11 protein-coding genes and 1 pseudogene are annotated in these 15356 nt (G+C 34.9%); all 12 read right to left on the bottom strand.

The features are described from left to right. Positions 1 to 38 precede the first annotated feature (38 nt). Positions 39 to 1493, bottom strand: coding sequence for a methylaspartate mutase subunit E (locus tag K8V80_RS04730; protein ID WP_276775782.1), 1455 nt, complete (start codon positions 1491 to 1493; stop codon positions 39 to 41). After that, positions 1477 to 2895, bottom strand: a complete 1419-nt coding sequence (glmL, locus tag K8V80_RS04725; protein WP_006744489.1) for a methylaspartate mutase accessory protein GlmL — start codon at positions 2893 to 2895, stop codon at positions 1477 to 1479. The genes K8V80_RS04730 and glmL overlap by 17 nt, the downstream gene beginning before the upstream one ends. Before the next feature lies 1 nt (position 2896). After that, the gene (gene glmS / locus K8V80_RS04720) at positions 2897 to 3310 is read right to left on the bottom strand and encodes a methylaspartate mutase subunit S (protein WP_006744488.1); all 414 of its coding nucleotides are present in this window, start codon (positions 3308 to 3310) and stop codon (positions 2897 to 2899) included. Between the two features lie 805 nt (positions 3311 to 4115). Beyond that, positions 4116 to 5366 carry an NADH:ubiquinone reductase (Na(+)-transporting) subunit F gene (gene nqrF, locus K8V80_RS04715; protein ID WP_006744487.1) on the bottom strand — a complete coding sequence of 417 codons (1251 nt, stop codon included), beginning with the start codon at positions 5364 to 5366 and terminating at the stop codon, positions 4116 to 4118. A 19-nt stretch (positions 5367 to 5385) separates the two neighbouring features. After that, positions 5386 to 5982 (bottom strand): NADH:ubiquinone reductase (Na(+)-transporting) subunit E, encoded by a 597-nt coding sequence (gene nqrE / locus K8V80_RS04710; RefSeq protein WP_006744486.1) that lies wholly within the window; start codon positions 5980 to 5982, stop codon positions 5386 to 5388. Between the two features lie 49 nt (positions 5983 to 6031). Continuing rightward, positions 6032 to 6664 carry an NADH:ubiquinone reductase (Na(+)-transporting) subunit D gene (locus tag K8V80_RS04705; RefSeq protein ID WP_006744485.1) on the bottom strand — a complete coding sequence of 211 codons (633 nt, stop codon included), beginning with the start codon at positions 6662 to 6664 and terminating at the stop codon, positions 6032 to 6034. 13 nt (positions 6665 to 6677) lie between these two features. Next, positions 6678 to 7367 carry an NADH:ubiquinone reductase (Na(+)-transporting) subunit C gene (gene nqrC, locus K8V80_RS04700; RefSeq protein ID WP_006744484.1) on the bottom strand — a complete coding sequence of 230 codons (690 nt, stop codon included), beginning with the start codon at positions 7365 to 7367 and terminating at the stop codon, positions 6678 to 6680. 17 nt (positions 7368 to 7384) lie between these two features. Next, positions 7385 to 8563, bottom strand: coding sequence for an NADH:ubiquinone reductase (Na(+)-transporting) subunit B (locus K8V80_RS04695; RefSeq protein ID WP_276775781.1), 1179 nt, complete (start codon positions 8561 to 8563; stop codon positions 7385 to 7387). 22 nt (positions 8564 to 8585) lie between these two features. Continuing rightward, positions 8586 to 10029 (bottom strand): annotated as a pseudogene (locus tag K8V80_RS04690) (Na(+)-translocating NADH-quinone reductase subunit A). A gap of 166 nt (positions 10030 to 10195) precedes the next feature. After that, entirely contained in the window at positions 10196 to 11593 is a 1398-nt protein-coding gene (locus tag K8V80_RS04685; protein WP_276775780.1) for a C1 family peptidase, read from the bottom strand. A 168-nt stretch (positions 11594 to 11761) separates the two neighbouring features. Next, on the bottom strand, positions 11762 to 13741 hold the full coding sequence (locus K8V80_RS04680; RefSeq protein WP_276775779.1) for a choice-of-anchor J domain-containing protein: 1980 nt from the start codon (positions 13739 to 13741) through the stop codon (positions 11762 to 11764). Between the two features lie 11 nt (positions 13742 to 13752). Continuing rightward, positions 13753 to 15356 (bottom strand): TonB-dependent receptor domain-containing protein (locus tag K8V80_RS04675; RefSeq protein ID WP_276775778.1); only part of this gene is annotated, 1604 nt, incomplete at its 5' end.

The raw sequence follows: 15356 nt of genomic DNA, 5'->3' as shown, positions 1-15356 counted from the left end.
ACTAGTTTTAAAAGTGTTGTCGTTTTATTGATTAGTTATTATATTTTTGGACGTCCTACCAAGAATCCTTTACCGATGGCATACACGTCATCAATAACCATTTGGAAATTGACAGGTCTGTTCTCAAATTTAGCTCTCTCTTCAAGCTTACCTCTATGGAAGTCTCTAAGCTCTTGAGTGAAAGGAAGGTTACCCAACTCTAAAATACGGATTGCTCCATCATTATCACGAGCAGGCATTACTTTACCAGCATTGTAACGGCTAGGAGCAAAAGGAATATCTAATACACCTGCTTCAAATGCTGCAATAGTACCAAGGGCGAAATCACCTTTACCTAGTTCTTCAACTTTATCAAGGATACATTTCATTTCTGCTTCAATGATATTGCACTCTTTTACCACTGCTGGTATTTCTGTAAAATCTTGGTCGCGTAACATGGATATAACTTGCTTAGTAGCTCTCAAACCTGCAGCATTTGCTTCTTTTGTTGGCACACCCACAGCTTCATGAGGTGTTTTAACAATAACTTTTGATGCTTTTGCTAAGGCTGCAGTTGCAGAACCCCAAGATATTACACCAAATGCTTTAGATTCATCTTGAGGGAAACCACCCATCCATTGGTGGAATACAGTAGTAATCTTCACGTCCTTGTAACCAAATTTCTTTAAGTATTTATTAGTTACCTCACGAAGAGCACGAATAGCTGCTACGTCTTGAATTAAGTTACCACATTGTCCATAACCTACAGTGATATCTTTCACTCCTTGCTCTGCTGCCAATAAGGTTTCAATTACAGCTACAGCATTAGAAATACAAGCAGGAATCAAAGTACCAGTAAGTGGGCCAAATGGTTCACGATTGATAGAAACACCTGCTTCTTCATACAACCCACATAGACGGTCGGTATATTGCCAGTGAGCAATCGTTTTTTCAAGAGAATAATCTTTAGAATAAGGTATGTTATAAGATATACCTCCACCCTCATATGAAGTAAAACCACCTGCAATAGAAATCTCTGTTAATAGACGAGCATCAGGAGTACCATGACGTACCTGAACTGGACTCTTCATTACTGATGTCACCTTACGACAAATTTCTTGTCCATAGTTTACAACAGGAAAACCATTTAACATAGAACGACCAGTTTCAATACTCTTTTCGATACCTACTTCTGCTTCATGATATCTATTTAAACGAGTATAACTATCGATAGTTGAAGGTAGTAAATCTGCTCCTCCTTCATTTTCTAGATATTGAAGAAGTTCAATGTGTTTTTCATAAAGTGCTACACCAGCACGTGGTTGAACTAATGTTATTCCTTCAGCTGTAGCTTTTTGAAGTTTAGTACCAAATCTTTTTGAATCTGGAATTGTTTTTTGATAAGCAACTGCTTCGTCAAAATCAATATTTTTACCCGTAGGCCATTGATTCAAGACTTCTTTACGTTCTGCAAAGAAATCATCATTAGATAGCTTTTTATTTGTGATTTTCATGTGTATTAGTTTCTTTATCGGTGATTTTTATAATTTCTTTTTTTAATAATGAAAGAGCCAATTCTGGATCTACTGCTGAAAGCAATCCCATTGCTCCAAAAATATATTTTTGATCCAGCATATAGCTTGGATTTTTTGGTTTGGGATGAACATAATCCATAGGTTTTGCTTTAGCTCCTTCTAATATATGCGTGGGTGATTTACTATTAACAATAACCCCACCAATACCAATAACATAAGGAACTTCAGCTAAATCTTTACCTACTAGAGTAAAAACTTCTCCCATAGGAGTAAAAGCTTGAGCATAAATTCCAGCATGTCTTTCCACTGCGATATCTACAGCCATACGAGCTAAGTTTTCTTCTATCTTTTGCTCTTGACTATTTTCTTCAGCTAATAAATCTGGATTAGAAGTACATTTAGCAACCCAATCTTTATATTCTTGGGCTTTGATCCCCGATTGCATTTCGAGTAAATCTAAATTAACCTCATCTAGTAATGCAGCAAGACTGTAACGCATCCCCAAATCTCCTTCAACTGTTCTTTTATTATAAGGTTCGGGTAAGCCCTTGTACATTACGCTATCCATTGTCGGATGTCCCTTTGACATGGAATAAATATCTGTTGTAGCACCTCCTATATCTACAGCTAGTAAATCTCCTACTCCAGATGTTTTAAGAGTTCCCTTACTTAATAATTCACAACCATTTAATACAGCTAATGGGGTTGGGATAATTTTATAAGGAGTTAGTGCTTGAGCTTTACTTAATCCTTTAGCATCAATAATACGACTAATAAATAAGTCTTTGATACATTGCTTTGCGGGATCAATATTCAACTTATTAAACTCAGGCATTACGTTTTCTGTAATGACATAGGGTTTATCAGCATTTTTAAATACTTCCTCTAAATCATAAGAAGCGCTTTTATTTCCTGCAACGATTACTGCAAACTTTTCAGGGATCTGAGCTAAACGCTTAGCATTTGCTATAATAACCTCTTTATTTCCTCCATCGGTACCACCACAAAGAAGAACTAAGTCGGGCTTTATTTGTGCTATCTCATCTTGCTCAAATTTAGATATTTCGTAAGCATAGGTTTTTACAACTTTTGCACCTGCACTAGCAGCAGCCATTTTTGCAGCCTTTGCGGTCAATTCTGGAACTAGTCCTAGAGCAACCATTTTTAATCCACCAGCAGCGCTACTACAACATAAGAGTTTATCATATTTAAACTCTCCTATTTTTGATTCTAGTTTTTGTAGAGCTTTATTGAAACCGACCATTACATCTGTTTCAATTGTCGTAAAAGAAGATGCTGTACCTAATATCTCAGCCTGATTACCATCGATTGCAGTTAGCTTTGTATAAGTGCTACCAAAGTCGATAGTTAGGTACTTCATTTTATTTCATTTTTAAGATTTTCTTTAAATCTGCAATAGTAGTTTCAATAGGTGTACCTGGAGGGTAAACTTGATTAAAGCCCATTTTCTCAAAACGTTGAGCAACGTCTTCGAAATTTTGTTTTCCCACCACAAGATTACCGCCTGCTAATAAAGGAATTCCTTTTAAGCCAGCTTCATCACATTTTTCACGTAGACCTTGACAGTCAATTTCACCGTGACCATAAAGAGAGGATACTAGAATCGCATCTGCGTTAGTTTCAAGAGCTGCTTCAATGTATTCTTCTTGGGAAACCATTACGCCAAGATTTACAACCTTGAATCCAGCCTCATCAAGTGCAAAAGCGATAATTTTGTTACCTACGGCATGTGCGTCTGCACCGATTACCCCAGTGACAATTGTTTTCGTGTTCATAGCAAATAGTGTATTTAAAGTTTATTTAAGTCTATTATGATAACCTTTTATTCTGTTTTTTATTATTAGCTATCAATATGATAGTAAGTGTCATACTATCAGCCCTTAGACCTAATACAAATCTAACTTTTATTTTGATAACTAGTTAAAAAAAAGTAAAAAAAATCTATTCTTTATTAAGATAATACGCTATTTATCTTTGCATCTAACACTATTATTTTGTAGGTAAATGGGAAAATACGTCCTCACCACACTTTTATTGACATTTTGCTAAATAAAAGACACAAAAACGCATGTTTTGATAAATTATCGAGAAAAACACCCTAAAATACAAGGTAAAACTAATGAAAAGCAGCATAATAGGTGTATATAAATAGATAACACCTATCTAAAATATCCTTTTTATTAATCTCGATTTGACAGATTGCAGAAAAACAGAAAGTATTTAAACAAAAATAAAGCATTCAATAATATTACATTCTATCTCTATAGCAAAAACGCATTAACCTCAGTAAAAGAGTATAATTTATTACACTACCTCTCCCCCAATAATAGTATATCCCCATAACATCGACTTATCAAAGCTACGATGGTAATAAAGCTTAGTACAGAACGCTACCGATATACAAACAAGTTTCTATCGCTATTCTTGTTGCAACACAAATCTCTAAACCATACCTTTATATCTCTGTTTACATTCGCTCCTCTTCTCGTCGTATATTTTCGTTTCAAATTCGCATATATACAAAAACGGCAACTCTCACGAGCTGCCGTTTCCAAATAAGTATATCGAAAAGGTTGTCTATTAACCTCCGAAATCGTCAAATAATAAGTTTTCTCTTGGTACACCTAGGTCATAAAGCATCTTTTCTACTGCTTTACTCATAGGACCAGGACCACACATGTAGTATTCAATATCTTCTGGTGCTTCATGATCTTTCAAGTAATTATCATAAATAACCTGATGAATGAAACCTACTGGACCATCCCAATTATCTTCTGGAAGTGGAGCACTTAAAGCGATATGGAATGAGAAATTAGGGTATTGCTTTTCTAGTTCACGGAAATCTTCTTCATAGAAAATTTCGGCTTTTGAACGAGCACCATACCAATAAGAAATCTTACGGTCTGTGATCTTCAATGTTTTTAGCAAGTGAAGCAAGTGTGCACGTAATGGAGCCATACCAGCACCACCACCAATATAAAGCATTTCATTCTTCGTAGAAAGGATAGGATGGAAATCACCATAAGGACCACTCATCATAACCTTATCACCTGGTTTAAGTGAGAAGATATATGAAGAAGCAATACCAGGATTTACTTTCATAAATCCACCGTTCTTACGATCAAAAGGAGGTGTTGCAATACGTACGTTCAGTGTAATCACATCTCCTTCGGCAGGATAGTTAGCCATAGAGTAAGCACGAATGGTTTCTTCATCATTCTTACAGTTCAAATCCCACATCTTGAATTTATCCCAATCAGAATGGAAGTTTTTATCAATTTGGAAATCTGCATACTTGAGGTTATACTTAGGAATATCAATCTGAGCATAACTACCTGGTACGAAATCCATATGTTCACCAGCAGGTAATTTCACTACAAACTCTTTAATAAAAGTAGCAACGTTGCGGTTAGAAACCACTTCACATTCCCACTTCTTAACACCTAGTACTGATTCAGCAATCTGAATCTTCATATCCTCTTTCACTTTCACTTGGCAACCCAAACGCCATTTAGCATTTTGTTCTTTACGAGAAAAGTGAACTTTTTCAGTTGGCAAAATCTCACCACCGCCTTCTAAGACTTGGCAAGTACACTGTCCACATGAACCTTTTCCACCGCAAGCAGATGATAAGAAAATATCATTTGATGCTAATGTTCCTAGGAGAGAACTCCCTGGTTCAGTATCCAATTCTTTCTTTCCATTAATAAGGACTTTTACCTTACCCGATGGAGATAAATATTTTTTTGCAACTAGCAATATGATAACGAGCAGTAAAATAACCGCTAGGAAAACTACAATACTCGTTACTATTAAAGGTAAAGCTGTCATTGTATTATTCTTTTATCAATTAAATTTTTAAACCTGAGAAACACATAAAGGCCATAGCCATTAGTCCCACAGTAATAAATGTAATTCCAAGACCTCTTAATGGAGCTGGAACATCAGAGAAAGTCATTTTTTCACGAATAGCTGCCAAGCCAACAATAGCTAATAACCAGCCAATACCTGAACCTAATGCATATACAGTAGCCTCACCTACGTTAACAAATTCTCTTTGTTGCATAAACAAAGAACCTCCCATAATGGCACAGTTTACAGCAATTAAGGGTAAAAAGATACCTAGAGAAGCATACAGCGAAGGACTGAATCGTTCAATAACCATCTCCACTAACTGCACTATACCTGCAATTACAGCAATAAATAGAATAAAGCTTAAGAAGCTCAAATCTACTCCTTCTACAAGTACATCAGCTTTCAATATATAGTTTTCAAGCAAATAGTTAATTGGTAAAGTTACAACTAACACGAATGTTACTGCGATACCAAGTCCTAATGCTGTCTTAACGTTCTTCGATACAGCTAGGTATGAACACATCCCTAAGAAGTAAGCGAAGATCATGTTATCGACAAATATCGATTTTACAAATAAACTTAGATAATCCATAATTTTTCAGAATTTAAACCATAGCCAAGACTACAGCTAAATATTCATATTATTTTTCTTGTAACTCTTTATGTCTACTTCTTTGGTACCAGATAATACAAGCACAAAGAACTAGCGCCATTGGAGGCATTACCATTAAACCATTATTCATATATCCCATATCATAGAATGATTGAGGGATTACTCTAAAGCCTAATAGTTCACCAGAACCTAATAGTTCACGGAAGAAACCTACAATAACCAAAATTTTAGCATAGCCTAATCCATTACCCATACCATCTAGGAATGACTCCCAAGGACCATTTGCCATTGCAAATGCTTCCAAACGCCCCATTAAGATACAATTGGTAATAATCAAACCAATATATACTGATAGCTGCTTACTTACATCATAAGCATAAGCTTTCAATATCTCACTTACTACAGTTACAAGAGCAGCTACGACTACCAACTGAACAATAATACGAATACGATTAGGAATCGTTTTACGGATTAAAGAAATAATTACGTTAGCAAAAGCTACAATAATAGTAACTGACAGCCCCATTACAATAGCTGGTTCTAATTTAGATGTAACAGCTAATGCAGAACAGATACCAAGAACTTGAACTGTTACTGGGTTATCTATACCTAACGGAGCTGAGAATATATCTCTATTCTTTTTAGAAAATAATTGACTCATATTCTATACCTCCTTATTTTGTTAAAAATGTTTTGTATTGGCCAAGACTGGTTTTAATCATCTTATCTACACCTTGTGATGTAATTGTACCACCAGTAATACCATCTACTTCATATTCATCATGTTGTACTTTACCGTTCTTAACTACACTAAGCACAACAGAACCATCTTTCATTATGATTTTGTCTTTGAAATGATTCTGGAACATTGGTGTAGCTATTTCAGCACCTAAACCAGGAGTTTCTCCTGCATGATCAAAGAAAACACCATATATAGTGTTCTTATCATCATTTAATGCTACATAACCCCAAAGGATATTCCACAGACCATTACCCGACATTGGTAAAATGTATTTTGTTTCACCATTCACTTCACAAATATAAAGAGGTAACTGACGATCTTTTAAGTCCTTAGCTAATTCAGCTTTCATATCAATGCTGAATCCACCATCTTCTTTTACTACAGCTGCATCAGAATTAATTATTTGATCAGCTTTAACATATTTATCAAATTCTGCTTGGATATTTTCTGCTTTACTTGCGTCAATATTCAAGGCACTAAGAATCTGCTTCATTTTATCAAAATCCTCATTCTTCTTTTGTGTACTCTTAAGAGATTCAGACACAAACGCTAAGAGAAACGCAACGATAACAACCATTACCGAAGCATAAATGATAGTATATGTATTACTATTTGTATTCATCTTTCTTTCGGTTTTAATTAATTGTTAGAGTTTATTGCACGTTTTTCACGACGATTGATGTTCGATTGAACAACATAATAGTCAATCAATGGGGCAAAAATATTCATTAATAAAATAGCAAGCATCATACCTTCTGGATAACCAGGGTTTAATACACGGATCACAATAGCCATAACACCTATTAGGAATCCAAATATATATTTACCTGTTTCGGTACGAGCTGAGGTCACTGGATCGGTAGCCATAAAAACAGCACCAAAGCAGAATCCACCTAAAGCTAAATGTTGATACCAAGGCATGTGAGCCATAGCTGTATCTGGACCAAATTGATTGAAAATAACGCCCATAAATGCACCTCCAACAAACACTGAGAACATAACTTTCCAGCTAGCAACACCTGTAATTAGTAAGATGGCTGCTCCTATTAGAATAGCAATTACACTTGTTTCTGCAATAGAACCGGGAATTAAACCAGTTACCATATTGATATCAAATGCAGGTAGTTGATCTGCGGCTGCTGTAGAAGCTATACCCAATGGAGTAGCTACAGTTAAACCATCAACAGTTTGACCAAGGCCAAAAATACTATCTGATGATACCCATACTGCATCACCCGACATTTTTGTAGGGTAAGCAAAGAATAGGAATGCACGAGTTACTAAAGCTACATTAAATACGTTCATACCTGTACCGCCAAAGATTTCTTTAGCAAAAATCACTGAGAATGCTGTAGCAACAGCTAGCATCCATAAAGGACAGTCAACAGGAACAATCATAGGAATAAGGATACCAGAAACAAGGAAACCTTCGTTCACTTCTTCTTTTTTCCATTGAGCTATAGCAAACTCAATACCTAAACCTACAACATATGAAACTATAATTTTGGGAAGAACGGCTAGGAAACCATAACCAAACATTTCCCAGAAAGAACCAGTCTCGCCTACTGCGTGAATAAAATGTTGATAACCTACGTTATACATTCCGAATAAAAGAGCTGGAATCAACGCAATCACAACAAACGACATCAAACGTTTACTATCAGCCATATCATGGATATGAGTTCCTGATGTCGAAGTACTATTTGGAACGAATATGAATGTTTCAAATCCGTCAAATAGAGAATGGAATGCGTGGAGTTTACCACCCTCTTCAAAGTGTGGTTTTATCTTATCTAGATAATTTCTTAACGCTTTCATTTATTTATATTGATTTTTAATATTAACACATTTCTGCTCTAAGCATGTCTAAGCCATTACGTACAATCTTCTGTAATTCCATTTTAGAAGAACATACGAATTCACAAAGAGCAAAGTCTTCTGGGGCTACTTCATAAATACCCAATTGCTCCATACGATCAATATCTCCTGCAAGAATAGCTTTAATTAAGTATTCTGGGAAAATATCCATAGGTAGAACTTTATCATACTCATTGGAGAAAATCATATGACGTTTTCCACCTTTGATACGAGCATCAAGAGTGTATTCTTTCTTTCCTTGTAACCAACTGAAGTAAGAATGGCTAACACTAAATTGATCTGTTCTAGGCATAATCCAACCAAATAATTCGTGAACATCATCACCTTCTGGGATAACTGTTACAATTGAATCTGTTGCACCTAAAAAACCATCAGCTGCAATATGTCTTCCTGTAAGGACACTACCACTAATATAGCGTAGTTTTTTATCGTCGTTTACTTTTCCTTTAAAGAGGTTTGTCAATTGAGTACCCAATTGTAATTTACAATAAGCTGGTTTCTTTACTTCAGAACCTACAAATGCTACCGTACGAGTAAAATCAACTTTGCCGGTATTAAATAAGCGTCCCATAAAAATAACAGCTTCTGCACTTACAGTCCAAACTACTTCACCTTTGCTAACTGGAGCAATGTGATTAATTTGAACTCCTACATTTCCTGCAGGATGAGGACCATCAAAAACATTGATCTCAACATTTTTTGCTTGAGTTAAAGCAGGAGAAGTTTGATTAATGCTAATTGAAAGATAGGTTTTAGCTAATTTAGAAAGAACATCTAAACCAGTTTGGAAGTTTTCTTCATCACCTTTAAGCTTAAATTCAAAATTTCCAGCTAAAGGGTTGCTATCAAAGCCTGAAACGAATATCGCTCTGGGTTTACTATTGGGATTAGCAACTACGTCATAAGGACGTTCTTTAATAAAACCAAAAAGACCTGATGCAAGCATAGTTGACTTAATCTCTTCTGCAGAGAGTTTAGCAACATCCTTTTTACCAAAGTCTACATATTCTTGAGCACTCGAAGGACGAACGGTTATGTTCAATACTTTTCGACGAGCCCCACGCTCTACAGCAGTAACTACACCACTAACGGGTGAAACAAACTTCACTTCGGGATTTTTCTTGTCAATAAACAAGGGAGTCCCAGCCTTTACCTCTTGATCGGGTCTAACAACGATTTTAGGTGTAACTCCTGGGAAGTCGTCAGGTACGAGACCAATAAGTCCTGGTTCTTCAACAGTAAATAACACCTCTTCAGCTTTACCTTTAAGAGAGATATCGAGGCCTTTACGTAACTTTATTACATTTGCCATGTTATTACAAATAATGATTTTGTTTATTTGATAGCAAAAGTAATAAATTAAACTCTGAATAAAGAGGAAAAGCAGAACGTTTTAAGGAGATAATTCCTTAAATGTTCTGCTTTTCGCAATTAATTAAAATATTTTGATTGTTTTGGCTGAATTTGTTAATATACCACTATACATTTTTCAGCCAACAGCATAAATACAACACAATAACAGTCTATTAAGTCGTTAAAGTATAAGAATTTGATGCTTCTATTTCTTTTTATTTACATTTCAGGAGCAAACATTGGATCCCAGGCTGGTAATAAAGAAGGTTTTTTCTTCAATATATTCAATATTTTTTCGGGTACATATTTAGGCTCTACAACCAAGCGGAACATATACTCATTAAACCAATCATCTGTCATTATTACAAAACCTTTATGACCGCTGTCTGCACCCCAGCTGTTTTCAACTAACCACTTTGTTGTTTCTCCTTTTTCATTAAAATCAACTCCACAAAGAGTCATAGCATGTGCTGAACCACTTTCATAAGATTCAATTCTTTCTTTTTTATCCATCTTCATGGTGATTCCTAGAAGTGATTCATAATCATATAGCTTAAGATCATTAATACCTGTTTGACGGTCAAAGTATTTACCTACATCACTAGAGAAATACATCATTTTATTGTCTTTCAGACCAGCTACAGCTATTTTTTTAATTTCATCCATCGGCAGATTGATATATTTCCAGTTTTGTCCATCATATTGATGACGATCGAAATCAATTTCAAAAAGCTCATAATATGGACGACTTGGATCATTCATCAACATCACATAATCGTTGATAATTTTATTATCTCCATATTTCTCCATAAAGGTCATAGGTGTATGGTTTTCAGTTGCTACAGGATTTCCTTTAGCATCTCTACGCACCCATGTAAATTCTTTTGGAGGGTTTCCATAGACTAAAGCTAAAATACGATATACCTCACCTAACATTTCAGTTTTCAAGCCATTAAGTTTGTTTAATGACTCACCTTTTTCTGATGCTTTACGCAACTGAATACCAAAATCTCTAAGCTTGTATTTCAAGATTTTATTCACATTACTAGTCTTAACACTTGTGTAAGTTTCAGGCATTGCTTCAATTGGGACAAGTCCATATTTATTGGCAGCATCAGCTACACCTGCAAAGGTACCACCATCATTAATAGGGCTCTTAAACAGCCATTGAACCATCTGATCATCAATAGCTTTATCACGAGTATCGATTACTCCTTGAAGGAATAAGTTTGATTTTTCCAGCTGATCCCAAAAGAATCCATAAACCTGAGAAAATTGAAATTCTCCCATGTCATATTTCTCAATTGCTTGAGAACGCATTACATTTAAACCAGTAAATAACCAACAACGCCCAGAGGATCGTTGATTTGTTATACCCTTAGATTTAACTTGAATAGCAAAATGTCCATCAACAGGAGTTGCTTCAGTACTACGCGCCAAGTTATCAATACTTGTAGCATTTAAAGCATTTCGCAAAGCTTTGTCGGTTGCATCATTTTTATAGGATTGCTCCATTTTTGTAAGCATATCAGGAGTAATGCCTCCTCCTTTTTTTTGTGCCTGTGAAGGCGATAACATAGCACTGAGCAGTACTACACTTAAAATAGTTTTCTTCATATCATTGAGTGTTTAGTCAGTTAAAACTACTAGCAAAATTAACAAATAATTAAGACACTCCTAAATTTTAACAGTGCTGAAAAAATTGAATCGATATGATATATAACATAAAAAAAGGGCAAATGATCATTTGCCCTTTTCTTAACCTATAATTATAATAGAATAAATCTATTTCACTTGTTGAAATGAATTTTCAATATATTCAAATTGTCCATTTCCAACAACTTCGAACTGAATTGTATAGAAGAGATTAGTACCATCATAACCTCCAAAATTAACTGTATATACAACTTCCATTCCCTCTGCTGGTTTAGCATCAGAATATAGAGCTGTTAAAGCTATTTTAAATGCTTCAGGAACTCTCTTAAATACAACATCTTTTATTTTAGCATCATCCATATCAGGATATCCTGCAGCATATTGTTCTCTAAATTTACTAAATCTAAAGTCCATGTTGTTTTGGAATCCAGATGCACCAAAGTAGTATTCATTATTACCATATTTGGTCATATATCCTTTACCTTCTTTTTTATCTGCATCTGTTAAGCCTAATTCTTTCTTATCTATATTTTCCCAAACCCAATCAACAATTGTTTGATAGAATTTAGAAACTTCTACATTACCTTTTTCTGCTGGTAAATTGATATTTCTACTAGGATTAAATTTCCATTCACCTTTTGAGTAAACAAACTGTTTTGATTCTTCAACAGAATAAGACACTGGTGCCCAACTATCACCTTCTTTATTATAAACATAATCAGAAGCTAAAAGCTTTTTATCAAATTTATAAAGAACGGTTAAAGTCTTGCCATCCTCATAAAATGGAACTTTTCTATCCAATAGTTTTGGAAGATATTCTTCAGGAGCATGATCTTTATCAAACTCTTTAATGCCCATTAAAGCATAATCATCTTGATTCAATCCAAGTGTTTTATCATTATGATACCAATCAGTGCCGCCTAATTTATAAACATGAGCTAAACGCTGTATACCATCATCAGCAGCTCGTGTTACCGCTCTTGTTGCAGCTTTTGTAGCTTCAGTAGAAACAAGCACATTGTCTATTTGAACAGTAGTTGTTGGTCCAACAGAACCATCAGTGCCATCACCCGTATATACAAAAGCAATAGAAACTTTCTTTCCTACATATCCTTTTAAATCATAAGTACCAGCTGGTTGGAAATTCGAGTATCCTTTCTCAGGTTCAGGGATAGTAAAAGATGAAGTAATCTCCACCCATTTAGCTTTTGTCACATCATCCTTAAAGTCATCTGAAACAAAAACAGTTAATACTTTTCCATTAAAGTTACCCACGTTTACGTCAAAAGAAAACTTAGCACCTTCTTTTACATTTATAGCAGGAGTAACTAAATAGTTTTGTTCTTTTGCACCCGATTTAAAAGCTGAATATTGCAGGTATTTATTATTGCTATATTCTTTTACTTGCCACTTTCTATCACCTACTGTGTTTTGTTCAAACCAAGTAACTTCCCCTTCCAATTCCTCAAAATCTTCTGAGAAGATAATTGGGTCTTTTCCAGCAGAGCCTGGTTCTGTTGTATTAAAATTGAAGTTTACTAGAACAACTGCATCTTTTGTAGCTTCAGGGAAAGCCTCTACCAAAATGTCATTAGCATAATTTTTAAGAGGTTTTTTAGGAGTAAAATACTCAATACCTGTATCTCCCCACACAGTCTCATAATTATTCAAAGTAACAGTATATTCTTCAGCATTAGATAAGCCTTCCAAGTATTCTGGAACTTTCTCTTCTATATTATAAGTAAGCATTAATTCTGTTGACTCATCTTTATAATCCCATTTTTTACTAATAAAAGCTGGGGCATATTCTTCAACAGTTATTATTTCATTAAATGCTTTTTTGGTAGTTAGAGCTGCTAATGCGTCAGCATTTACTTTGACTTCTTCACCTGTTTCTGCAGAAGCTGCATCATCTTTAGCTTTGGCTATCGCTTGATTGTCTTTGTTATCAGCAATAGCTTTATAATCATCTGCAGATAAAGTGTATGCTATCCCTACCTTGTCATACGGTTGAACTAAGTCGTCCAAACCATCAAAATGTTTGTCGTTATAATCACAGCCTACTAAAAGCAAAGCAGCTGCAAAAATGCCTAATATATTTTTTCTCATAATGATCTTGATTAGAAGTTTAACTTAAGTCTAACATTGTATGTACGACCGAAGCCATAGAATACTCCATAAGCTTGTTCCCATGTTCCTCCACCATCTGTAGCATCAGTAATATATTCTTGATTAAATATATTATTCACATTACCTGATATAATAGCTGCAACATTACCGATTTTGAAACGATAACTAGAGTTTAAGTCCCAGATACCAGCAGAAGGAATTCTCCATGGAGATTTAAATGAAGTTGTACTATTTGAAGTTATATCATTAGATTTTAAGTTCCAGTCTGCATAGTTTCTACCATAGAATAGATAATCTACACCTATTCTTAAAGCTTTTGAAGGTTTAAATGTAGCTCCTAAAGCTCCAGTTGTTTGAGCAGATCCGCCCACTTTAACATCTTTCAACTCAAGCTTACTCCACATATGATTTTCAGATCCAATACCATCAGCGATACCACCATTTAAGTCTTTAATAGGCTGACCTTGTGAATTATAGAAATATCCTTTAGGATCACTATTCCATCTCCAATTACCAATAGAGAACATACCTGTTATATCTAACCAATAAATAGGTTTTGCAGTAAAGTCTAGCTCAACACCTTGGTGACGAGCATTAACTCCAGACATATTGATAGATGCTCTATCAATTTCCACACGATCAGAGTTAGTTATAGAAAGAGAACGAGTCATTGTTTTATCTTTCCAATCCGTGTGATATAAGTTCACATTAGCTGCTAAAAAAGAAGAACGGAAACCATAACCCAACTCAAAAGAGAATACTTTTTCATTTAAAGCATCAGGGTTAGTAGCATTACTTGTAGTAGATTGTAAGAATGCACCACCTGAGAAATAAGGTGCACGGCTGATATATCCAATATTAGCAAATACATTGTGGTGTTCGTCAATATTATAATTCACACCCCCTTTAACAGTTCCTCCTAAATAGTTCTTAGTATCTGATTTTGCATGATCTTTATCATAATAGAATCGATCATATCTCCAATATCCTGTATTTGAAAGAGAGCCAGATACAAATGCACTTAATTTATCAGTATTATATTCTACTTGAGCAAAAACACCTTCTTGCATTACATGACCATCATAATCACGGTATATTACATCTCCTGGTTGAAGTTTTTTGAACTTAAATGTAGGATCGGTAGCTGCCGCATTTTCAATAGGCTTTACGTTTGCACGATTTTCATCTAAGAAATATTCTCCACCATACAAGTCGATTAATTCGTTTGTATGAACACCTTTATAATATCGGATATCTATACCACCATAGAAATCAAATTTTTCTTTGAACTTAGTTGTATAAGTTGATAATAGACCATACCAGTTGTGAGAGTTTTTAGACTTAGACATAGCCATATAAGATCCCTTTTCACTCGCTTTATTGTAATCATAAACCTGATCATAAGCAAAGGTACCATCATCATTACGGAAGTAGTTATTTAGTTCACCATTTGTAGTACCATACCATAAGTTACGATTACTTACACCGAACTCATCACTATTTCCATAACCTTGACCACTATATCCATATCCTCTACCTATAGAAGCATAAAGAGCAGTACTCAAGCTTGACTGACGATTTATTTCCCAAAAGT

It is taken from the genome of Bacteroides coprosuis, from assembly GCF_020741705.1.
Lineage (GTDB): Bacteria > Bacteroidota > Bacteroidia > Bacteroidales > Bacteroidaceae > Bacteroides_E > Bacteroides_E coprosuis.
This window is presented reverse-complemented; position numbering and strand designations above follow the sequence as displayed.

Bases quoted from the DNA above. Each gene is read 5' to 3' on its own strand.
- K8V80_RS04685 (WP_276775780.1), bottom strand. From the start codon at position 11,593: ATGAAGAAAACTATTTTAAGTGTAGTACTGCTCAGTGCTATGTTATCG.
- nqrF (WP_006744487.1), bottom strand. From the start codon at position 5,366: ATGACAGCTTTACCTTTAATAGTAACGAGTATTGTAGTTTTCCTAGCG.
- glmS (WP_006744488.1), bottom strand. From the start codon at position 3,310: ATGAACACGAAAACAATTGTCACTGGGGTAATCGGTGCAGACGCACAT.
- nqrC (WP_006744484.1), bottom strand. From the start codon at position 7,367: ATGAATACAAATAGTAATACATATACTATCATTTATGCTTCGGTAATG.
- K8V80_RS04695 (WP_276775781.1), bottom strand. From the start codon at position 8,563: ATGAAAGCGTTAAGAAATTATCTAGATAAGATAAAACCACACTTTGAA.
- K8V80_RS04680 (WP_276775779.1), bottom strand. From the start codon at position 13,741: ATGAGAAAAAATATATTAGGCATTTTTGCAGCTGCTTTGCTTTTAGTA.
- K8V80_RS04730 (WP_276775782.1), bottom strand. From the start codon at position 1,493: ATGAAAATCACAAATAAAAAGCTATCTAATGATGATTTCTTTGCAGAA.
- K8V80_RS04705 (WP_006744485.1), bottom strand. From the start codon at position 6,664: ATGAGTCAATTATTTTCTAAAAAGAATAGAGATATATTCTCAGCTCCG.
- glmL (WP_006744489.1), bottom strand. From the start codon at position 2,895: ATGAAGTACCTAACTATCGACTTTGGTAGCACTTATACAAAGCTAACT.
- nqrE (WP_006744486.1), bottom strand. From the start codon at position 5,982: ATGGATTATCTAAGTTTATTTGTAAAATCGATATTTGTCGATAACATG.